Genomic DNA, 20,885 nt, shown 5'->3' on the forward strand with positions numbered 1-20,885 from the left:
TTTTTAAGAGTCTTTAACATTGTCTAACTTTGTGCGAAATCAATTTTTTAAAGAAAAATTATGTCAGGATTCTTTAGTTCTACAATCGGTAGAAAATATGCAATGGCATTATCAGCAATGTTCCTGCTGATATTTTTGGTTATGCACCTATCAGTAAACATGATATCGGTATTTAGCCAAAGCGCCTTCAATGATGCGTCGTACTTCATGGGGTACAACCCGTTGGTACAGTTTCTAATGCAGCCTATCCTCATTTTTGCAGTGTTTTTTCACTTCATTATGGGTTTTATTTTGGAAGCAAAAAACAACAAAGCGAGGCCAGTAAAGTACGCGGCAAATGGTGCTGCATCTAATTCGAGCTGGGTTTCTCGTAACATGATCATCTCTGGATTGGTTATTTTGGCGTTTTTAGGATTGCACATGTATGATTTTTGGGTACATGAAATGCAATATAAATATGTTCCAGGATTAGGAGATTCCACAGACACAACACGTTTCTGGGGAGAACTTCACGATAAATTTGCAGATCTTTGGAGAGTTATTTTCTATGTGATTTCTTTCGTATTGCTAGGGTTACACTTAGCGCACGGATTTCAATCCTCTTTCCAATCGATCGGAGCAAGACATCCTAAATATACACCTGTAATTATGGCTTTAGGAAGATGGTATTCTATCTTAATTCCTGCAGGATTTATTTTTATAGCAATTTTTCATTTTGTAACTCAATAATATCAAAAGTACGATGAGTAAGTTAGATAATAAAATTCCTGCTGGACCTCTTAAGGACAAATGGAATAATCATAAAGATCATATGAACCTTGTTGCACCAAACAACAGAGATAAGATTGATATTATTGTTGTAGGTACAGGATTAGCTGGTGGTTCAGCTGCAGCTACTTTAGCAGAGCAAGGATATAATGTTAAGGCATTTTGCTACCAAGATTCTCCAAGAAGAGCGCACTCTATTGCGGCTCAAGGAGGTATCAACGCTGCGAAAAATTATCAAGGAGACGGTGACTCCATTTATAGATTGTTTTACGATACTATTAAAGGAGGAGATTACCGTGCAAGAGAAGCAAACGTATATCGTTTAGCTGAAGTTTCAGGAAATATTATTGACCAATGTGTGTCTCAAGGGGTTCCTTTCGGACGTGATTACGGCGGTCAGTTAGATAACAGATCATTTGGTGGGGTTCAGGTAAAAAGAACATTCTACGCAAAAGGTCAAACAGGACAACAGTTATTATTAGGAGCGTACTCAGCAATGAGTCGTCAGATCGGGAAAGGGCGTATCAAAATGTACAACCGTCACGAAATGATGGATATCGTTCTTGTAGATGGAAAAGCGAGAGGTATTATCGCTAGAAACCTTGTAACAGGTGAAGTTGAAAGACATTCGGCTCACGCAGTTGTTATTGCATCTGGAGGTTACGGTAACGTTTATTTCTTATCGACAAACGCGATGGGATCAAACGTTTCTGCAGCTTGGAAGATTCATAAAAAAGGAGCGTATTTCGCAAACCCTTGTTATGTGCAGATTCACCCAACGTGTATTCCGGTTCACGGAACACAGCAGTCAAAATTGACGTTAATGTCAGAATCTTTAAGAAACTCGGGTAGAATTTGGGTTCCTAAAAATATTGAAGATGCAGTAGCTGTTCGTGAAGGAAAGTTGAAGCCTGAAAACATCAAAGAAGAAGATAGAGATTACTATTTGGAGAGAAGATATCCAGCTTTCGGTAACTTAGTGCCACGTGACGTAGCTTCTAGAGCTGCTAAAGAAAGATGTGATGCTGGTTTCGGAATTGAAAACAACTTAACAAAAGAAGGTGTTTTCCTAGATTTCTCTACAGAAATTATGAAAAAAGGGCGTGAAGCTGCGATTGAAAAGCATATTCACAATCCTTCAGATAAACAACTTTACGATCTTGGAAAAGCGTGGGTTGAAGAAAAGTATGGTAACTTATTCCAAATGTATGAGAAGATTACGGCGGATGACCCATACAAGACACCAATGAAAATTTATCCAGCAGTTCACTACACAATGGGAGGTGTTTGGGTTGATTATAACTTGCAGTCTACAATTCCTGGATGTTTCGTAATCGGTGAGGCTAACTTCTCAGATCACGGTGCAAACAGATTGGGAGCTTCTGCATTAATGCAAGGTTTGGCAGACGGATACTTCGTACTTCCTTATACAATTGCAGATTATCTTTCAGCTGATATTAGAACGGGAGCAATCCCAACGGATTCGGAAGCGTTCAACCAAGCTGAAGCTGGAATTCAAGAAAAAATCAAATTCTTCCTGAATAATAACGGAACACATTCAGTGGATCATTTCCATAAAGAATTGGGTCACATTATGTGGAACAAAGTTGGTATGGGAAGAACGCCTGAAGGTCTTCGTGAAGCTATTAAGGAAATTGAAGAATTACGTGCAGAATTCTGGAAGAACGTTAAAGTTCCTGGTGATGCAGATGGAATGAATACCGAATTGGAAAAAGCCTTCCGTGTTGCCGATTTTATGGAGCTAGGTCAGTTAATGGCTATGGATGCATTACACAGAAATGAATCTTGTGGAGGTCACTTCCGTGAAGATCACTCAACTCCAGATGGAGAAGCAGAAAGAGATGACGTAAACTATAAATATGTTGCAGCTTGGCAGTATGAAGGGGCGGATATCAACAAAGAAGTTCTTCATAAAGAAGACTTGGTTTATGACAACATCGAAGTGAAAACAAGAAGTTATAAGTAATCTCCAAAAACAGTAAAGAAAAATGAGTACAAAAAAAGGACTTAATCTGACTCTGAAAATTTGGAGACAGAAAAATAATAAATCAAAAGGTCAATTTGAAGTTTATAAAATTTCCGATGTTTCTACAGACTCTTCATTCTTAGAAATGTTGGATATTCTAAACGAAAATTTGATTAACGAAGGAAAAGAGCCAGTAGCTTTTGATCACGACTGTCGTGAAGGTATCTGCGGTATGTGTTCTCTTTACATCAATGGTAGAGCCCACGGTCCAGATACAGGAATCACAACGTGTCAGTTGCACATGAGAATGTTCAAAGATGGAGAAACCATTACGATTGAACCATGGAGATCAGCAGCTTTCCCAGTTATTAAAGACTTAGTGGTAGATAGAAGTGCGTTCGACAGAATTATGGCTGCGGGAGGATTTATTTCCGTAAACACATCTGGTAGAACAACGGATGCCAACACGATTCTTGTTCCTAAAGAAGATGCCGACCGTGCGATGGATGCTGCAGCTTGTATCGGATGTGGAGCGTGTGTAGCGACTTGTAAAAACGGATCAGCAATGCTTTTCGTTGGTGCTAAAGTTTCTCAATACGCATTATTACCACAAGGGCAAGTTGAAGCAAAACGTCGAGTTCTGAACATGGTTGAGGCTATGGATGAAGAAGGATTCGGTAACTGTTCGAATACGGGAGCTTGTGAAATTGAGTGTCCGAAAGGAATTTCTCTAGAAAACATCGCTCGTATGAATCGTGAGTTTCTTACAGCTTCATTAGATAAAAAATAGTAGAAATACATACTGATACTTCGTCTTCCAACTTGGGAGACGAAGTTTTTTATAAAAAATCATAAATAACAATAAAAAATCGCTTTCAATTGGTTGAAAGCCTTATTTTTGCTCAAATTTTAAAATCATAAAATGAAAAAGTTTTTTTTAATGCTTTTATTCGCTGTTTTAGCGGTTTCATGTACGAAGAACATTGAAGTAAAAGGAAAAATAGCTAATGCAAATCCACTGGCTCGTGTTGAGTTTATCGAGGCTTCAGGTGTTGCGACATTGCCATTAGCAAATTTAGGTGTTAACGATAAAGGAGAGTTTCAAGGTTCTTTCGAGTCGCCAAAAACAGGAATGTATTTAATTACATACGGAAACAATATGGCGATGATTTTTCTTAAGAAAGGACAATCATTAAATATTTCGGGTGACGCAGCTACGTTCCCATCTGAATATGTGATTACAGGGGATGGAAAGGCAAATAACGACTTTTTGAAAGCGGCAGACAAAGGATTTGAAGACTATGCGAAGAAAATTCAAATGGAAGCTTTGTTGAATAAAAAGGAGCCTGAATTTATTAAGGATTTCCAAAAAGTTGAAGCAGATTTACTGAAAGAAGTAGATAAGCAAGCAGCAAAATTTAGCGCTGATTCTGAAGCGGTGAATTTCAAGAAATTGGATATGAGAGCGAAGTTACTAGGACTTTTGGATGCGTATGAGCAAAACCACGGAATGATGACGGGGAATGCTAGCTTCAAAGTTTCAGAAAACTTCAACAAAGTGAAGAAAGAATTGGTTAAGGATGAAAACGAAATGATTCGTGAGATTCCTGTGTACAGAGAGTATATCTTAGGAAAATTGAATGGTGAATTCCAACAATTTGCAACGCCGAAAATGCAAGATCCAGCCAAAAGACCATTAATGTCAGAGATTTTTGCAGAGTTTCTTAAAACAAAGAAAGACCTTTCGCCATTAGCTAAAGATTATTTGTATGCGTACGTTGTTGCTCAGTCGGATATCAACTACAATAACGTAAAAGATTACGATAAAATTACGAAATTAATTGAGCAGAATATCTCGGATGCAAACGTTAAAAAAGACGTTTTGAATCTTCAAAAAGTATTGATGGGTCACAAAGAAGGAACAATTCCTAATTTGAGATTAGAAGATGCAACAGGGAAAAAAACCAACCTTTCTGAATTGAAAGGAAAGCCAACATTGGTGATGTTCTACGCTTCTTACAGCCCAAATATTTCCATGTCAACAGTTCCTGTGGTTAACGAAATTGCGAATTTTTACAAGTCAAAAATGAACTTTGCTTTGGTGAATATTGATGATACGCAAGAACAATTCAAGAAAACAAGCAGCACGATGTTCAAAGGATTTCCAGGAAGCAACTATTGGATTCAGGGAGGGATTAATTCGGAAGATGCTAAAAACTTCGGATTATACGCATTTAAAGTTCCAAGTTTTATTATTTTAGATAAAGATGGTAAAATGGTCGGAAGACAATTCTACAATCTTGGAGAAGAAGAATTTGTAAACACAATGGACAAGGTAAGCGGATTGAAAGCGCCACAAGTGCAAACGCAAATGCCTCCACAAATGCAAATGCCCGTAGAAACGCCTGCTGATTCTGCTCACGCAAAATAATTTTAAGACAAATATAAACTACTGAAACGGGCGAAAGCCCGTTTTTTATCATAGATAGGAAATGAAGAAAAACAAAATACTACAAAATATACGCTTGTTTGCAGCGGGTGCCAAAGGGGTAGCAATTGGGAAAACTGAGGAAGGGAAAACCGTTTTGGTTACCGGAGCAATTCCAGGAGATTTGGTAAACGTTCGTGTGAAGAAGTCCAAATCCAAATATGTTGAAGGTGATGTTGCCGAACTTTTAGAACCTTCTGAAGATCGAGTAGAGCCAAAATGTATTCATTTTGGGGTTTGTGGAGGTTGCAAATGGCAAAGTATGAGTTATGACAAACAGCTTTTCTTCAAACAAGATGAGGTGGTGAATAACATCAAACGAATTGGCGGAGTTGATTCTTTTGAGTTGATGCCCATTTTAGGTGCCAAGCAGCAGTATTTCTATCGTAATAAAATGGAATTTTCGTTTTCGGATTCTCGTTGGTTAACGCAAGATGAGATTGATTCGGCTTCGGATTTTACAGACCGCAACGCGCTTGGATTCCATATTCCAGGAATGTGGAGCAAGATTCTTGATCTTAAAGAATGCCACTTGCAAGAAGATCCTTCGAATGCTATTCGATTGGCAGTGAAGAAATTCGCAAGTGAAAATAAAATGGCATTTTTTGATGTTCGTAACCAAGATGGTTTTTTAAGAACGTTGATGATGCGTCAAAATTCCAAAGGAGAATGGATGGTGCTTTTCCAACTTTTCCGTGAAGAGCCAGAAAATCAAAAATTATTGTTTGATTTCTTGTTGAATGAGTTCCCGCAAATCAAAACGTTGGTATACGCAATCAACCCAAAACCGAACGATTCTATTTATGATTTGGATATTCAAGTGTATTTTGGAGATGGATTCTTAATGGAAGAAATGGATGGGCTTCAATTTAAAATTGGTCCAAAATCTTTCTTTCAAACCAATTACGATCAAGCATTAGAATTGTATCGTAAAACGTTAGAATTCGCTGATTTAAAGGGGGACGAAGTTGTTTACGATTTATATACGGGAACCGGAACAATCGCACAATACGTGGCTCGAAATGCAAAACACGTTATCGGAATTGAATCGGTTCAAGAGGCGATTGATGCTGCGATTGCGCATGCTAATTTGAACGGCTTAGAGAATACAACGTTCTACTGCGGAGATATGAAAGAAGTTTTCACCGAAGAATTCCTTCAAAATCATCCAAAAGCAGATGTTTTAATCACTGATCCACCTCGTGATGGAATGCATCAGAAAGTCGTCGAGCAGATTTTAAAATTGGCTCCAGAGCGTATCGTTTACGTAAGTTGTAACTCGGCTACCCAAGCTCGTGACATCGCTTTGATGAAAGATGTCTATGAAGTGGTAAAAATTCTGCCTGTAGATATGTTTCCGCAGACACATCATGTGGAAAATATTGCGTTATTAAAAAAGAAATAGATAAATTTGGGAGAATAATCAAATTAAACAGAATAAGAAATGAAGAAATTCTCCGTAGCGCTCTTGGTAGCCGTTATTTTTTACAATCAGCCAAACTTGTATGGGCAGGTTAAAGATTCAACAGCGGTAACGAAAGAGGCCGAAGTTGCTAAAAAAGACGAACCCGCAAAGAAACCGGCTGGTGGTGTAAAACCTTTTAAAGATGTAATCACTGCCAAAGCAGTGTCTGATGATGGGGTTTTTACGGTTCATAAAGTAGACGATAAATACTATTTTGAAATTCCAGATCAAATGTTGAAAAAGGAATTCTTGATGGTAACACGTCTTACCAAAGCAGCAGCGGGAATGAGAACAGGAACTACGGGCTACGCTGGGGATCAAATCGGGCAGAATGTAATCGCTTTTGAGAAAGGTCCAAAAGATAAAATCTTAATGCGATCAATTTCGTTTGTAGATTATGCCAAAGATTCGACGTCGGATATGTATAATTCGGTAACTCGTAATAATGTTCAGCCAATTTTAATGTCGTTTGATGTTAAAGCCTATGGCGACAAAAAGAAATCATCCGTTATTGATATTACTGAGATGATTAATGGTGATAGCGAATTGGTTTCGTTTTCTACTCAAGTGAAAGATAATTTTAAGGTTGGAAATTTCCAGAAAGACAAATCATTTGTTAATTATGTAAAATCCTTCCCAACAAATATTGAAATTAACACAACAAAAACGTTTGCTAGAACGTTGGGGACGCCTACAACGCCAGCAATTCCTGGTCGTCCAACTCCAAAAGTGAGTGGAAATCATACGGTAGAAATTAATTCATCGTTTGTGATGCTTCCAGACAACAAAATGCAACCTCGTTTTTACGATCCGCGAGTTGGGTATTTCACAGTTGGTTATACCGATTTTGATGCTGATCCTCAAGGTGTAAAACGTGTTTCTTTAGTGAAACGTTGGAGATTGGAGCCAAAACCTCAAGATGCTGAAAAGTATAAAAAAGGAGAATTGGTAGAGCCTGCGAAACCTATTGTTTTCTATATTGATCCAGCAACACCTAAGAAGTGGGTTCCGTATTTAATTCAAGGGGTTAATGATTGGCAACAAGCGTTTGAAAAGGCTGGATTCAAAAATGCTATTTATGCAAAACTTCCAGATCCAAAAGTAGATAAAGAGTGGAGCTTAGAAGACGCACGTTATTCAGCGATTGTTTATAAGCCATCGGATGTTCCAAACGCTTCAGGACCGTCAATTTCGGATCCAAGAACAGGTGAGATTATGGAAAGTCATATTAACTGGTATCACAATGTGATGCAATTGTTGAGAAACTGGTATTTCGTTCAAGCGTCACCAAACGATCCTAAAGCTCGTAAAATGGAGTTTGATGATAAGTTGATGGGGGAATTGATTCGTTTCGTGTCTTCGCATGAAGTAGGGCATACTTTAGGACTTCGACATAACTTTATTTCAAGTGCAACGGTTCCTGTAGAAAAACTTCGTGACCGTAAATGGTTAGAGCAAAACGGACATACGCCTTCAATTATGGATTATGCGCGTTTCAATTATGTGGCGCAACCTGAGGATAAAGTGACTGAAAAAGGAATCATGCCGAGAATTGGTGATTATGATGATTGGGCAATTGAATGGGGTTACAGAAGATTTCCGGAATTCAAAACACCTGAATCAGAGAAAGCGCACTTAAATAAATGGGTAATCAATAAAACGAAAAATCCTAGATTGTTATTTGGAACAGAATCCAATCCTCTAGATCCTCGTTTGCAAAGTGAAGCCGTTGGTGATAATGCTATGGTAGCAAGTACGTATGGTGTGAAAAATCTTCAACGAATTGTCGATAATTTAGAAGATTGGACGGCGACGCCAAACGAAGATTATAGAAATTTGGAGACCATGTATGATCAAGTTGTTGGTCAGTTCAAACGCTATTTGGGTCACGTTTCCAAGTATATTGGTGGACAAACGGAAAGTCCAAAAACGGCAGAACAATCGGGTGCTGTTTATGAAGCGGTAGCTAAAAAAGATCAAAAAGAAGCCTTGAAATTCTTACAAGATCAGGTTTTCACAACGCCTAAATGGTTGTTAAAAGATTCTATTTTTGAGAAAACTGGGAAAACTCCGGTAAAAACAGTTGAAGATTTACAATCAGGTGTTTTAATGCGAATTTTAAACCCAATGGTTCTTCAAAGTTTATATGAAATGGAATCTATCGACAAAAAGGCTTACGGTTTAATTGAATATATGCAGGATTTGAATGGGGCAATATTTACCAACTCAAATGCCGATGTATATTCTCGAAACTTACAACGTAATTATGTTGATACCCAAATTAAACTTTTAGGAAATAAAACCGATAAATCTGACGTTACTGCTTTTGTAAGAGGAAACTTAAATCAAATTAAAAAGAATTTGGATTCCAAATCCAATTCGGGTGATATAGCAACGAGATATCATAATGAAGATTTAGTTTTCCGTATTAATCAAGCTTTAGACCCTAAATAATAATTCATGAAAAGAATTGGTTTATTTTTCATTCTTGGTTTATTTGCTATTTCTTGTACAAGTGACGATGATATTTGTATGAGTGGTGAAGCAACGCCGAGAATGAAAATTAAATTCAGAGATACTCAAAATCGAGCATATCGAATTCCACATATCAGTATTAAAGTTGATTATGGGGATGGTAAATACGGTCTTTTGGAAGCTGCAAATGTAGACTCTGTACTTGTTCCGCTTCGTATTGACGAATCTACGTTCACCAATTTTAGTGTGAGCAAATCCGAGCAAGTTGCCCCTTCGAATGTCCTAGTGAGTTACACCACAAAAACCGAATATGTAACGCCAGCCTGCGGAATGAAACGTGTTTATGAAGGTGTTTCCACGAGTTTGCAATCTACGACTACCGTAAAAGAAATTCAATCGGTACAAAACGAAATCAAGAATGAAGAACAAACGCATTTTTATTTTATTTTCGATCCTTCTTAGTGCCAGTTTTTTTGGTCAAGATAGTTTAAAAGTAAAGCCTCAGCGACATCTTTCGTTGGGAGTAGATATTCTGAATGCAGGATTGTCCTTCTTTTCGGATCAGAAAACGTATCAAGCTTTTGCTTCCTACAATATCAATAAGAAGATTCATGTTGTTGCTGATGCTGGATTTGGCAAAAACACCTACGAAAAGAATGGTTATGATGCCGAAGCTTCAGGCGTTTTTGTAAAGGCTGGAGCAATTTATATGATGGTTCGTGATCCTAAAAATGACTATGACGGTTTCTATGCTGGACCTAAATTAGGCGCTTCATTTTACAAGCAAGAGTATCATAAAGTTCCGGTTCGTGGTTTTGAAGCAGGTGATTATTTTGTGAGTTTTCCAGCTAGCAATCAAACTGCTGTTTGGTTAGAAGCAAGTTTGGGAGGTCGCGTTCAGTTGTTTAAATCCAATTTTTTTGTGGATGTCCAATTGCAACCGAGATACCTACTTTTTTCAACGAAACAAGAGGATATTAAACCAATGATTGTTCCTGGTTTTGGGAAATCATCTACAGGGTTTAATTTAGGTTTCGCTTGGAATATTGCGTATCGATTTTAAAAACCAATTTTTGTAAAAATAAATTACGCCCCGGCCAAAGGATGGGGCGTAATTCGTTATATGTTCAATCAAATTAACCTAAAAATTTATCTTTGATAGCTTCAACGATACTTTTAGTTTCAGATTCTAATTCTTCTAGATTTCCGTTGTTGTAGATAATGAAATCTGCTTTACGGCATTTTTCTCGCTCCGACATTTGTTTGTCCATCACATTTTCAACTTCACGGTAGGTTTTCCCGTCGCGGTCCATAACGCGCTTCATACGAATGTTATCGTCTGCGGTTACAAGCAAAGATGCATCGGTCTTTTCGTGAAGTCTCAATTCAAACAATAAAGCGGTTTCTTTGAAGAGTAGCGGTGCCGTTTGAGAGTGAACCCAATGTGCAAAATCCAATGCCACAGCGGGATGAATTAAAGAATTTAGTTTTTCTAGTAAATCCTTATTGTTGAAAACCAAATCGCCTACATATTTGCGATCATATTTTCCTTCGTTATCGTAGGCTTTTTCCCCTAAAAGCGAAACGATTTTAGATTTTAAATCATCATTTTCGTTCACCAGTTCTTTCGCTCTGGTGTCCGAGTTGTATACAGGAAAGCCCATTTCCAGTAGGAATTTGGCAACTGTACTTTTTCCGGATCCTATTCCTCCTGTTAGTCCAATGACTTTCGGTTCGGGTTCGGGTTCTGTTTGATTTTCCATTTATATTTTTAAAAATTAATATCCAAAAACTTCATTAAAACTATACGTTTGATCGAGTCGAACGCCTTTTTCTGTCATTTTTACACTCGCTAATTCATTGTGCGCATCATGTTCAAAAAACAATAAATAATCGTTATCAACACATTGTTTCAAGAATTTTTCCTTTTCAGCAACCGTTAAAAGTGGACGCGTATCGTATCCCATTACATAAACCAATGGTAAATGTCCTGCGGTCGGAATTAAATCTGCGGCAAAAACAATCGTTTTTTCTTGATATTGAATCACCGGAAGCATCTGCTTTTCCGTATGTCCATCCACAAAGATAACATCCATTTTAAGATCGGGAGCAAATCCATAATTTCCCGTTGTTGGAAGTGGTAAAAAATTCAATTGACCACTTTCTTGAATAGGCAGAATATTTTCCTTTAGAAAACTGGCTTTTTCTCTCGGATTTGGATCAACAGCCCAATCCCAATGATTTTCGTTACTCCAATAGTGTGCGTTTTTAAAAGCAGGACGATAGCCGTTTCGTTCATCATTCCATTCAATAGCGCCACCACAATGGTCGAAATGCAAATGCGTTAAAAATACATCTGTAATATCTTCACGGACAAAGCCGTATTTCTGTAAATTTTTATCTAAAGATTCGTCTCCATACAAGGAATAGTGACCGAAGAATTTGTCATCTTGCTTGTTTCCTAAACCACAATCCACCAAAACGAGTTTTTTTCCATCTTCAATAAGGAGCGAACGCATCCCAAGATCGATTAAATTGTTCGAATCGGCTGGGTTTGTTTTTTGCCAAAGTGTTTTAGGAACAACACCGAACATCGCACCACCATCAAGTTTAAAATTTCCGCATTGTATGGGATATAGTTTCATAGAGATTATCTTTTTTACTAAAGTAAAAATTTTTTCAGGAGGAAAAAAACTTTGTCTTCAGTTCTTTTGGGTTTTTACTGATTTAAAACAATTCTCCGGGACGAGTAGGTCGTTCAATATTGAGGTGCTTATACGCTTTTTCGGTAACTTCTCTTCCTCTCGGACCACGAATAATAAACCCTTCTTGAATTAAATACGGTTCGTAAACTTCTTCAAGGGTTTCAGGATTTTCTCCAATGGAAGTTGCTAATGATGAAATCCCTACAGGTTTTCCGCGAAAGTTTTCAATCATCACTGTCATGATTTTGTTATCCATATCGTCCAATCCAAATTCATCAACATTTAATGAATTTAAAGCGAACTTAGTGATTCCTATTTCGATTTCACCATTACCTTTAATTTCAGCAAAATCTCGAACTCTTCTCAATAAAGCATTGGCAATACGAGGCGTTCCACGACTTCTTCTTGCGATTTCTAATGCCGCATCTTCGTAGATTTTAATGCCTAACACACGAGCACTTCGTTCGATAATCATTCCGAGAAGTTCTACATTGTAATATTCCAATCGGCATTGAATTCCAAATCGAGCTAACATCGGTTTGGTGAGCATTCCGCTTCGCGTTGTTGCGCCAATTAACGTAAATGGATTTAAAGCAATTTGCACGCTGCGCGCATTCGGACCCGTTTCCAGCATGATATCGATTTTGTAATCTTCCATGGCAGAATACAGATACTCCTCTACAATTGGGGACAAACGATGGATTTCGTCGATAAACAAAACATCATTTTCTTCCAAATTGGTAAGTAATCCGGCAAGGCTTCCAGGTTTATCCAAAACCGGTCCTGAAGTAACTTTGCAACCAACGCCCAATTCATTAGCAATAATATGAGAAAGTGTCGTTTTTCCCAGTCCTGGCGGGCCATGCAAAAGAACATGGTCTAACGCATTGCCTCTGTTTTTAGCAGCTGCAACGAAAACTTCAAGGTTGTCCATTGTCTTCCGTTGTCCAGCAAAATCACTGAAACTCTGGGGACGAATTTTTTCCTCTTGTTGCAAATCTTCGTGGGAATAATTTTCTTTATCGGGATGCAGAAAATCCGGCATGTATTCTCTATTTTGATGTAAAGATAACGCATTTTGAGCAATGTGTTTATTTCTTAACAGCTTTCATTTTTCTAAAGTTTTAGAATTGACTAATTTTACACAAAACAGATTTTTTATGGTATTAATTGGCCCATTCAAACAAATTGTAACGATGCGTAATCTCCCAATGAAAGGAGCTTTGACAGATGAACAATTGGAAGTGATTACCAACGGAGCGGTGTTTATTGAAGAAGATGAAATTCTTGATGTTGGCGATTTTGAGTATTTGCAGCGAATTTATCCAAATGCCAAATTAGATAAAATAGAAGGAGATCAAGTGTTGCTTCCAGGTTTTGTAGATTCCCATACGCATATTTGTTTTGCAGGAAATCGTGCTAATGATTTTGCCATGCGTAATGCTGGGAAATCGTATTTGGATATTGCTCAAAGTGGTGGCGGAATTTGGAGTTCCGTACAACATACACGTCAAGCCTCGCAAGAAGAATTGGAAGCAAAAATGTTGGAGCGAATTTCATTTTTAGCTAGCCAAGGAATTACGACAATCGAAGTGAAAAGCGGTTATGGGTTGAATGTTGAAAGTGAATTGAAAATGCTTCGTGCCATCAAAAATGCAGCAGAAAAAACATCGGTTACCTTGGTTCCAACGTGTTTGTCAGCACATCTAAAACCAAAAGATTTTGATGGTTCGGATGAAGCGTATTTAAATTACATTTTGACCGAAATTCTTCCTGAAGTTAAAGAAGAAGGATTAGCAAATCGTGTCGATATTTTTATTGAGAAATCGGCATTTCAGCCAGAAGATAGTAAAGCTTTTTTGTTGAAAGCAAAAGAATTAGGATTTGAAGTTACGGTTCATGCAGATCAGTTTACACCAGGAAGTTCTCGAATTGCGGTTGAAGTTGGCGCTTTTTCTGCGGATCATTTGGAAGCAACTTCGGATGACGATATTGATTTTCTTGCAAAGTCAGAAACGGTCGCCACGGCTCTTCCGGGAGCAAGTTTAGGACTTGGCGAACCTTTTACTCCAGCTCGTAAATTATTGAATGCAGGAGCTTGTTTAGCAATTGCAACGGATTGGAATCCTGGTTCGGCACCCATGGGGAATTTGTTGACGCAAGCGAGTGTTTTAGCAACTTTTCAGAAATTAACAACCGCTGAGGTTTTGGCTGGAATTACGTTTAGAGCAGCAAAAGCGTTGAATCTTTCGGATCGTGGAAGTATCGATTCAGGGAAAAAAGCAGATTTGGTGGTGTTTAAAACGGATAATTTTCAAAATATTTTATACCAACAAGGAAGTTTAATGCCTAGCGCAGTTTATGTTAACGGTCAAAAGTTGAAATCATGATTTGGGATGGGCGAAATGATGGCGAAAGCCCATTGCATCATCGGATTTTCCAACGAGTAGAACTGCTTTCGGAGTATACTCAAGTTCAAGAAACGGATTTTGTGCTTCACGGATTTGCGGTTGATGAAGGTGTTCGAAGAAATAAAGGTCGAGTAGGAGCGAAAGCCGCACCAGATATTATTCGTGCTCAAATGGTGAATTTTCCAGTTGTGAATTCACAATTTAAACTTTGGGATGCTGGAAATATTGAATGTGCTGGAAATCAACTTGAAATAGCTCAAAATGAATTAGCAGAGCGTGTTTCTAAGGTTTTGAAAGCAAAAGCAAAATCTGTTATTTTGGGGGGTGGGCATGAAGTTACGTTTGCCCATTATTCCGGAATTAGAAAAGCTTTTCCAAATTCTAAAATTGGAATTATCAATATCGATGCGCATTTTGATAATCGAAAACCGGAACACGGTGCAAGTTCGGGAACGGGTTTCTGGCAAATAGCGGTAGAAGGTGACATTCATTCGTTGCACATTGGGATTCAACGAAATTCAAATACGTTACAGCTATTCGATACAGCGCATCAGATGGGAATGAAATACATTCTTGCTGATGAACTTTTTTACGAGAATTTGGTTTCCATTTATGAACGAATTAACGTTTTGGTACAAGAAGTAGATGTCGTTTATGTAACGATTTGCATGGATGTTTTTAATGCGTCAATTGCGCCAGGAGTTTCGGCTTTGGCGTATAATGGAATTTTTGCCGATGCGACGTTTATGACGTTTTTTAGGCATATTTTAAAGCAGCCCAAATTAGTTGCGTTAGATGTTGCGGAAGTCAATCCAGAGTTTGATATTCAGAACAGAACAGCAAGATTAGCCGCAGCTTTGATGAACGAATGGTTTATGATTTAAATTTTCATCTTATAGAATTTACAAAACCAATCATAATTCAAAAGTCTAGGAATACAAATTGCTTTCAAAAAGTCAAAATTAAAAAATGAACAAGCACTTACAAGATAAAGTTGAGTTAGCACACGACGCGTTTTTAGAATGGCGAAAAGTACCATTTGAAGTGCGTCAAAAGTTAATTGCAAAAGCCGCAATGTTAATAAAAGAACGAGCGGAAGACTATGGTAAAATGATTACAACCGAAATGCATAAACCGATTTCGCAATCCATTGCAGAAGTTGAAAAATGCGGTTTGATGATGGAATATTATGCAAAGGCAGAAAACGTTTTACAAGTCGAAAAAATCGATTCTGAACTAACTATTTCTGAAGTTCATTTTGTTCCGAAAGGTGTTATTCTTGGTGTAATGCCGTGGAATTTCCCGTTTTGGCAAGTCTTACGTTTTGCAATTCCAGCGATTTTAGCTGGAAATACAACACTTTTAAAACACGCTTCTATTTGTTTCGGAAGCGGAAATGCGATCGAGCATCTATTTTTAGATGCGGGTTTTCCAAAAGGGATTTTCCAGAATTTGGAAATCGGACATGACGAAGTGAAAGAAGTTTTGGCTCACAAAGCCGTTCAAGCTGTTTCGTTGACTGGAAGTGAAAAAGCAGGTGCTGATGTCGCTAGCCAAGCCGGTAAATTGATTAAAAAATCTCTTTTGGAATTGGGCGGAAGCGATGCTTTTATTGTTTTGGATGATGCCGATTTGGATAAAGCTGCGAATGTAGGAGCTTTGGCTCGACTTCAAAATTGTGGTCAGACTTGTGTTGCTGCCAAACGTTTTATTATTGAAAAGTCTGTTGAAGCAACGTTTCTTCCAAAATTTATTGAAGAATATCAGAAATTCTTACTTGGTGATCCATTTGATAAAACGACGAAACTTTCTGGAATGTCTAGAGCTGATTTAGCAGACGAATTGGAAGTTCAGTATACAAAGGCTTTGGATCATGGAGCTGAAGTTATTTTGCCTTTAAAACGGGTTTCTAAAACGGGTTTTGAACCGGGATTAATCAAAGTTCAAGAAGGGAATCCAATTTTGCAAGAAGAATTATTTGGTCCGCTAGGAATGATCATGATTGCGAACGACGATCAACATGCTTTGGAATTGGCGAATGATATTCCTTTTGGATTGTCAAATGCGGTTTGGACAAGTTCAAAATCCCGTCAACAGTTTTTTATTGAAGATTTAGATTCAGGAACAGTCAATATTAATCGAATGACGAGTTCGGATCCTCGTTTTCCTTTTGGTGGAACGAAAACTTCGGGGTATGGTACCGAACTTTCACTTCATGCTTTGAAAGAATTTGTTACGGCAAAAACCATTGTCGGAAATTCATAAAACGAAAAAGCTCCTCAATTTGAGGAGCTTTTTTTATTTAGATAAACGTTAATCGTAACGTATTTGTTTTGGCATCGTCGTGAGCTGGCATCGCGTTGATGTTTACCACCATGTCGCCTTCTTCAACAAATCCACTGTTGTATGTTAACGCGTTTACTTGGATAATTGTTTCGTCCGTTGATTTCTTCATGTCGTAAAAGAAAGCACGTACGCCCCAAAGTAAATTCAACATATTGATAACTCGTCTGTTTGAGCTATAAACAATGATATGAGAGTCTGGTCTGTGGGATGAAATTTGGAACGCCGTATATCCTGAATAGGTAAGCGTGATAATCGCTTGTACATCGGTACTTTTTGCGATTCTTACCGCTGCTAAACAGACACGGTCTGTAATAAAACGTTCATCAATACAGTTGAACTCTTTTTCGATAATCGTATTCTTAGACTTATAAAATTCGGTTTGTTCAATGTTTTTAATAATTTTCGTCATGTTGCTTACCACTTCAACCGGGTATTTACCCACCGAAGTTTCGCCAGAAAGCATTACTGCATCGGCACCATCCAATACAGAATTTGCCACGTCATTAACCTCTGCTCTTGTAGGCGTAAGGCTGTTGATCATGGTTTCCATCATCTGCGTTGCAATAATTACGGGCTTCGCATGCGCTCTTGCTCTTTCTACCAAGTTTTTCTGAATTGCAGGAACTTCCTCCATTGGAACTTCAACACCTAAATCTCCTCTAGCAACCATTAAACCATCACATTCCATTAAGATTTCGTCGATGTTTTTCACACCTTCTGGTTTCTCAATTTTAGCGATGATTGGCGTTTTGAATTTATTGGTTGGGTGCTTGCTGATCAATTCTTTAAGATCAATAATATCTTGTGCATGTCTTACAAAAGAAAGGGCAATCCAGTCCAATTCTAAGTCCAACATGAAATTAGCATCCTGAATATCTTTTTCAGTTAAAGCAGGAAGTGATACATTGGTATTAGGCAGGTTTACCCCTTTTTTAGAACTTAAAGGTCCCCCTTGGATGGTTTTCGCTTTTACAGTATCAACACCGTTTGTCTCTAGAACTTCCAAAACCAATTTGCCATCATCAATCAAGATTCGCTCACCCACTTTTACATCTTGTGGGAATTGCTGGTAGGTCATGAATACTCGAGTAGAGTCACCTTCAATTTTTTCATTGGTGAATGTTAATACATCACCAGGATTCAGGTAAGAACCCTCCTTCACCACGCCAACTCGAAGTTTCGGACCTTGTAAGTCTCCTAAGATTCCTACGGAGTAGCCAAAGTCTGCATTGATTTCTCGAATGGTTTCAACATTTTTTCTAACCAGATCATAATCTGCATGAGAAAAGTTGATTCTGAAGATATCTACACCTGCCTTGATTAAATCAATAATCACCTCTTTGCTTGAAGAAGCTGGCCCCAACGTTGCAACAACCTTAGTCTTCTTTAATCTTTTACTCATAATATTGTATTAAATGATAGAACTCTTCTTCCGAAGTCAGTTCATATTCTTGTATTTGAAACATCATATTTTCGGGCAACAAAATTACGGAAAATTCATCAATATTGTCAGATGTTTTAATAATGTAGTCTACATCTTGAAAATTTGGTAATAAATAGTTAACATCCTCTTCATCTGTAAAGAGCTCAACGATCTCTTTTTTTTTGGTGTGGACGATGGATTTATTACTGATGAACTGAATGCAATTCTGTACCCCTTGATGGAATGCCGTGAAAACGGAATGCGAATACGAGTGGTATTCTTTTTCTATAGGGAAGTCATCAATTCGTTGAAAACAAAGGTCATTAATCTGATTGATATGAAAGAATAGTTCATGATCCTGAACGGGCTTTATAAGTCGTACTAAGCCTAAAATGATGCTAGCATCATCTTCATAATCAAGAGTTAATCTTTGGTTTTTCAAGAATGTTTTGTTTTTTATTTAAAATATAAAAAGCGCGTTGCGCTGCTTTTTCTTCTGCTTTTTTCTTGGAAGCCGCTGTTGCATTAGAAATTTTCACATCACCCAACCAAACAAAACTTCGGAAGGAAGGTGTGTTGTTCGGAAGAATTTCTTCTAAGGTTTCATAACGTAAAATGTTCTTTTTCTTTTGCGACCATTCCAAAAGTAAGCTCTTATAACTTACAATTTTATTCTCTAATTTAAGAATTTCATTTGGAGTAAGCAGTTTTTTCATGACCACTTTTCGGCATGTTTCGTAATCAACATCCAAAAAGACGGCGCCAATTAGGGCTTCAAGAAGATTTCCCGAAAGATTTTCACTCAAAGTACTGCTTCCATCATTTCGCAACATTTCGGCTAAACCAAGTTCGTCTCCTTGCTTGTTTAGATTTTTACGATTAACGATCTTCGATTTCATTTGGGTCATATACCCTTCGTTCGCTTTTGGGTAATTCTCGTATAAATAACAAGAAATTATGGATCCCAAAACGGCATCACCTAGAAACTCTAATCGTTCGTAATTTTTTCGGCTTCTGTCTGAGGAACCTTTTAAAGAAAAAGCTTCGATAAAAAGATGAGGTTTATGAACAGTATAGCCCACAATTCGGCTTACTTTCTCAATAAACTTTTGGTCATCTTTAGAAAGTGGAGTGGTTTTTCTCTTTTTATGTAGAAATTTGGGAATGTATTTCCGAAACCTCATTGATTAATGGAATTAATCAGACTTTTTTGAAAAGGACACAAGCGTTATGACCTCCAAAACCAAACGTGTTACTCATCGCAACGTTTACCTCTTTTTTCACCGGCTCGTTGAAAGTGAAGTTCAATCTATTATCAATTCTCTCATCATCTGTGAAATGATTGATAGTAGGTGGAACAATACCTTCTACAATAGTGTGAAGAGCTGCAATTGCTTCAATAACTCCGGCTGCACCTAGTAAGTGACCTGTCATTGATTTCGTTGAGTTAATTTGAATATTAAAGGCATTTTCTCCAAAAAGTTTTGCAATAGCATTTGCTTCTGCAATATCACCTAATGGAGTAGAGGTACCATGCATGTTGATGTGATCTACATCAGCAGCTGTTAATCCTGCGTCATCAAGACAGTTTCTCATAACCATATACGCTCCAAGTCCTTCTGGATGTGGTGCAGTCATATGGTAAGCATCAGCGCTCATTCCACCTCCTGCAAGTTCTGCGTAAATGGTTGCGCCTCTTTTTACAGCGTGTTCGTATTCCTCAAGAATGATGCTTCCTGCTCCTTCTCCTAATACAAAACCATCTCGGTCTTTATCAAAAGGTCTAGAAGCGGTTTTAGGATCGTCATTTCTTGTAGAAAGTGCCATCATGGAATTGAAACCTCCAACACCACTTGCTGTTACAGCAGCTTCAGAACCACCACAGACGATAACGTCTGCTTTTCCTAGTTGGATAAGCATTTTAGAATCGATAAGGGCGTTTGCAGATGATGCACAAGCAGATACAGTTGTGTAGTTTGGTCCATGAAAACCGTATTCCATAGAAATGTGTCCTGGAGTAATATCCGCAATCATTTTCGGAATAAAGAATGGGTTAAATCTTGGGATGCCATTTGAAGCAGCATAACCTAAAACTTCCGTTTCGAAAGTTTCAAGACCACCAATTCCTGAACCCCAAATAACGCCAACTCTGTTTTTATCGACGTTGTCCTCAATAAGACGTGCATGAGCAACGGCTTCACGAGCAGCAACTAAACCTAGCTGTGTATTACGGTCCATTTTTTTTGCCTCTTTCTTGTCGAAATACTGCAAAGGATCGAAATCCTTTACCTCGCAGGCAAATTTTGTTTTGAAATTTTCGGAATCGAAAAGCGTAATTGGAGCAGCACCGCTCACCCCTTTAATAAGGTTTTCCCAGTATTCTTTTGCATTTTTACCAATTGGCGTGATCGCACCAAATCCTGTGACAACTACTCTTTTCAATTCCATAAAATTATTCTATCTTCTTTAGTATTATTTGTTTACTACTTCTTCGATGTAAGCAATAGCGTGACCTACAGTAGTAATTTTTTCTGCTTGATCATCAGGGATTTGAATGTTGAATTCCTTTTCAAATTCCATGATTAATTCTACAGTATCCAAAGAATCAGCTCCTAGATCGTTTGTGAAGCTAGCTTCTGGAGTTACTTCTGTTTCCTCAACGTCTAGCTTATCAGCGATGATAGCTTTTACTCTTGATGCAATGTCTGACATAATATATGATTTTATTAGTTGTTAGATAGGTGCAAATATATAAAATTCTTTAACATTTAAAATTCTTTTCGCCATCAGAATGATTTTTTTTCCATCTTTTTTTCC

19 protein-coding genes are annotated in these 20,885 nt (G+C 37.8%); 11 read left to right on the forward strand and 8 right to left on the reverse strand.

The window, feature by feature from the left end:
* The first annotated feature begins 60 nt into the window (after positions 1 to 60).
* The 8 genes from AC5XHR_RS09700 to AC5XHR_RS09735 all read left to right on the forward strand — a co-directional run bounded on the left by AC5XHR_RS09700 (position 61) and on the right by AC5XHR_RS09735 (position 10,246).
* Positions 61 to 729, forward strand: coding sequence for a succinate dehydrogenase cytochrome b subunit (locus AC5XHR_RS09700; protein WP_495950592.1), 669 nt, complete (start codon positions 61 to 63; stop codon positions 727 to 729).
* 13 nt (positions 730 to 742) lie between these two features.
* A complete protein-coding gene (locus AC5XHR_RS09705) occupies positions 743 to 2,755 on the forward strand; it encodes a fumarate reductase/succinate dehydrogenase flavoprotein subunit (protein WP_495950593.1) in 2,013 nt (670 codons plus the stop codon).
* A gap of 22 nt (positions 2,756 to 2,777) precedes the next feature.
* Entirely contained in the window at positions 2,778 to 3,545 is a 768-nt protein-coding gene (locus AC5XHR_RS09710) for a succinate dehydrogenase/fumarate reductase iron-sulfur subunit (protein WP_495950594.1), read from the forward strand.
* 132 nt (positions 3,546 to 3,677) lie between these two features.
* On the forward strand, positions 3,678 to 5,186 hold the full coding sequence (locus AC5XHR_RS09715; protein ID WP_495950595.1) for a TlpA family protein disulfide reductase: 1,509 nt from the start codon (positions 3,678 to 3,680) through the stop codon (positions 5,184 to 5,186).
* 61 nt (positions 5,187 to 5,247) lie between these two features.
* Complete coding sequence (gene rlmD / locus AC5XHR_RS09720) at positions 5,248 to 6,648, forward strand: 23S rRNA (uracil(1939)-C(5))-methyltransferase RlmD (protein ID WP_495950596.1); 1,401 nt, start codon at positions 5,248 to 5,250, stop codon at positions 6,646 to 6,648.
* Between the two features lie 39 nt (positions 6,649 to 6,687).
* Positions 6,688 to 9,162 carry a zinc-dependent metalloprotease gene (locus AC5XHR_RS09725; RefSeq protein WP_495950597.1) on the forward strand — a complete coding sequence of 825 codons (2,475 nt, stop codon included), beginning with the start codon at positions 6,688 to 6,690 and terminating at the stop codon, positions 9,160 to 9,162.
* Positions 9,163 to 9,168: 6 nt separating this feature from the next.
* Complete coding sequence (locus AC5XHR_RS09730; RefSeq protein ID WP_495950598.1) at positions 9,169 to 9,645, forward strand: DUF6452 family protein; 477 nt, start codon at positions 9,169 to 9,171, stop codon at positions 9,643 to 9,645.
* Positions 9,602 to 10,246, forward strand: coding sequence for a DUF6048 family protein (locus AC5XHR_RS09735; RefSeq protein WP_495950599.1), 645 nt, complete (start codon positions 9,602 to 9,604; stop codon positions 10,244 to 10,246). The genes AC5XHR_RS09730 and AC5XHR_RS09735 overlap by 44 nt, the downstream gene beginning before the upstream one ends.
* A 73-nt stretch (positions 10,247 to 10,319) precedes the next feature.
* Here the strand turns inward: AC5XHR_RS09735 and coaE are convergent, their stop codons facing one another.
* From coaE to ruvB, 3 genes are all read right to left on the reverse strand, one after another.
* Entirely contained in the window at positions 10,320 to 10,946 is a 627-nt protein-coding gene (gene coaE, locus AC5XHR_RS09740; protein WP_495950600.1) for a dephospho-CoA kinase, read from the reverse strand.
* 15 nt (positions 10,947 to 10,961) lie between these two features.
* Positions 10,962 to 11,828, reverse strand: a complete 867-nt coding sequence (locus AC5XHR_RS09745) for an MBL fold metallo-hydrolase (protein ID WP_495950601.1) — start codon at positions 11,826 to 11,828, stop codon at positions 10,962 to 10,964.
* Between the two features lie 82 nt (positions 11,829 to 11,910).
* Positions 11,911 to 12,933 (reverse strand): Holliday junction branch migration DNA helicase RuvB, encoded by a 1,023-nt coding sequence (gene ruvB / locus AC5XHR_RS09750; RefSeq protein ID WP_495950602.1) that lies wholly within the window; start codon positions 12,931 to 12,933, stop codon positions 11,911 to 11,913.
* A 115-nt stretch (positions 12,934 to 13,048) separates the two neighbouring features.
* Here ruvB and hutI point away from each other — a divergent pair, with 115 nt between their 5' ends.
* The 3 genes from hutI to AC5XHR_RS09765 all read left to right on the forward strand — a co-directional run bounded on the left by hutI (position 13,049) and on the right by AC5XHR_RS09765 (position 16,564).
* Positions 13,049 to 14,278 carry an imidazolonepropionase gene (hutI, locus tag AC5XHR_RS09755; RefSeq protein WP_495950603.1) on the forward strand — a complete coding sequence of 410 codons (1,230 nt, stop codon included), beginning with the start codon at positions 13,049 to 13,051 and terminating at the stop codon, positions 14,276 to 14,278.
* The gene (gene hutG / locus AC5XHR_RS09760) at positions 14,275 to 15,183 is read left to right on the forward strand and encodes a formimidoylglutamase (RefSeq protein ID WP_495950604.1); all 909 of its coding nucleotides are present in this window, start codon (positions 14,275 to 14,277) and stop codon (positions 15,181 to 15,183) included. The genes hutI and hutG overlap by 4 nt, the downstream gene beginning before the upstream one ends.
* An 85-nt stretch (positions 15,184 to 15,268) precedes the next feature.
* On the forward strand, positions 15,269 to 16,564 hold the full coding sequence (locus tag AC5XHR_RS09765; protein ID WP_495950605.1) for an aldehyde dehydrogenase family protein: 1,296 nt from the start codon (positions 15,269 to 15,271) through the stop codon (positions 16,562 to 16,564).
* Between the two features lie 37 nt (positions 16,565 to 16,601).
* Here AC5XHR_RS09765 and pyk read toward each other — a convergent pair whose 3' ends face one another.
* The 5 genes from pyk to AC5XHR_RS09790 are packed head-to-tail and all read right to left on the reverse strand — an operon-like array spanning position 16,602 to position 20,780.
* Complete coding sequence (gene pyk, locus AC5XHR_RS09770; protein ID WP_495950606.1) at positions 16,602 to 18,047, reverse strand: pyruvate kinase; 1,446 nt, start codon at positions 18,045 to 18,047, stop codon at positions 16,602 to 16,604.
* Positions 18,040 to 18,510 (reverse strand): IPExxxVDY family protein, encoded by a 471-nt coding sequence (locus AC5XHR_RS09775; protein ID WP_495950607.1) that lies wholly within the window; start codon positions 18,508 to 18,510, stop codon positions 18,040 to 18,042. The genes pyk and AC5XHR_RS09775 overlap by 8 nt, the downstream gene beginning before the upstream one ends.
* Positions 18,485 to 19,252: a ribonuclease III family protein gene (locus AC5XHR_RS09780; RefSeq protein WP_495950608.1), complete on the reverse strand. Its 768-nt coding sequence runs from the start codon at positions 19,250 to 19,252 to the stop codon at positions 18,485 to 18,487. Before AC5XHR_RS09780 ends, AC5XHR_RS09775 begins: the two co-directional genes overlap by 26 nt.
* Before the next feature lie 16 nt (positions 19,253 to 19,268).
* A complete protein-coding gene (gene fabF / locus AC5XHR_RS09785) occupies positions 19,269 to 20,516 on the reverse strand; it encodes a beta-ketoacyl-ACP synthase II (RefSeq protein ID WP_495950609.1) in 1,248 nt (415 codons plus the stop codon).
* A gap of 24 nt (positions 20,517 to 20,540) precedes the next feature.
* A complete protein-coding gene (locus tag AC5XHR_RS09790; RefSeq protein ID WP_002976354.1) occupies positions 20,541 to 20,780 on the reverse strand; it encodes an acyl carrier protein in 240 nt (79 codons plus the stop codon).
* Between the last annotated feature and the right edge of the window lie 105 nt (positions 20,781 to 20,885).

Source organism: Kaistella sp. CFF1-2 (genome assembly GCF_059509915.1).

Coding starts and splice junctions, on each gene's coding strand:
- rlmD (WP_495950596.1), top strand. CDS start 5,248: ATGAAGAAAAACAAAATACTACAAAATATACGCTTGTTTGCAGCGGGT.
- AC5XHR_RS09790 (WP_002976354.1), bottom strand. CDS start 20,780: ATGTCAGACATTGCATCAAGAGTAAAAGCTATCATCGCTGATAAGCTA.
- ruvB (WP_495950602.1), bottom strand. CDS start 12,933: ATGCCGGATTTTCTGCATCCCGATAAAGAAAATTATTCCCACGAAGAT.
- coaE (WP_495950600.1), bottom strand. CDS start 10,946: ATGGAAAATCAAACAGAACCCGAACCCGAACCGAAAGTCATTGGACTA.
- AC5XHR_RS09730 (WP_495950598.1), top strand. CDS start 9,169: ATGAAAAGAATTGGTTTATTTTTCATTCTTGGTTTATTTGCTATTTCT.
- AC5XHR_RS09725 (WP_495950597.1), top strand. CDS start 6,688: ATGAAGAAATTCTCCGTAGCGCTCTTGGTAGCCGTTATTTTTTACAAT.
- fabF (WP_495950609.1), bottom strand. CDS start 20,516: ATGGAATTGAAAAGAGTAGTTGTCACAGGATTTGGTGCGATCACGCCA.
- AC5XHR_RS09735 (WP_495950599.1), top strand. CDS start 9,602: ATGAAGAACAAACGCATTTTTATTTTATTTTCGATCCTTCTTAGTGCC.
- AC5XHR_RS09705 (WP_495950593.1), top strand. CDS start 743: ATGAGTAAGTTAGATAATAAAATTCCTGCTGGACCTCTTAAGGACAAA.
- AC5XHR_RS09715 (WP_495950595.1), top strand. CDS start 3,678: ATGAAAAAGTTTTTTTTAATGCTTTTATTCGCTGTTTTAGCGGTTTCA.
- hutI (WP_495950603.1), top strand. CDS start 13,049: ATGGTATTAATTGGCCCATTCAAACAAATTGTAACGATGCGTAATCTC.
- AC5XHR_RS09700 (WP_495950592.1), top strand. CDS start 61: ATGTCAGGATTCTTTAGTTCTACAATCGGTAGAAAATATGCAATGGCA.
- AC5XHR_RS09780 (WP_495950608.1), bottom strand. CDS start 19,252: ATGAGGTTTCGGAAATACATTCCCAAATTTCTACATAAAAAGAGAAAA.
- AC5XHR_RS09710 (WP_495950594.1), top strand. CDS start 2,778: ATGAGTACAAAAAAAGGACTTAATCTGACTCTGAAAATTTGGAGACAG.
- pyk (WP_495950606.1), bottom strand. CDS start 18,047: ATGAGTAAAAGATTAAAGAAGACTAAGGTTGTTGCAACGTTGGGGCCA.
- hutG (WP_495950604.1), top strand. CDS start 14,275: ATGATTTGGGATGGGCGAAATGATGGCGAAAGCCCATTGCATCATCGG.
- AC5XHR_RS09745 (WP_495950601.1), bottom strand. CDS start 11,828: ATGAAACTATATCCCATACAATGCGGAAATTTTAAACTTGATGGTGGT.
- AC5XHR_RS09765 (WP_495950605.1), top strand. CDS start 15,269: ATGAACAAGCACTTACAAGATAAAGTTGAGTTAGCACACGACGCGTTT.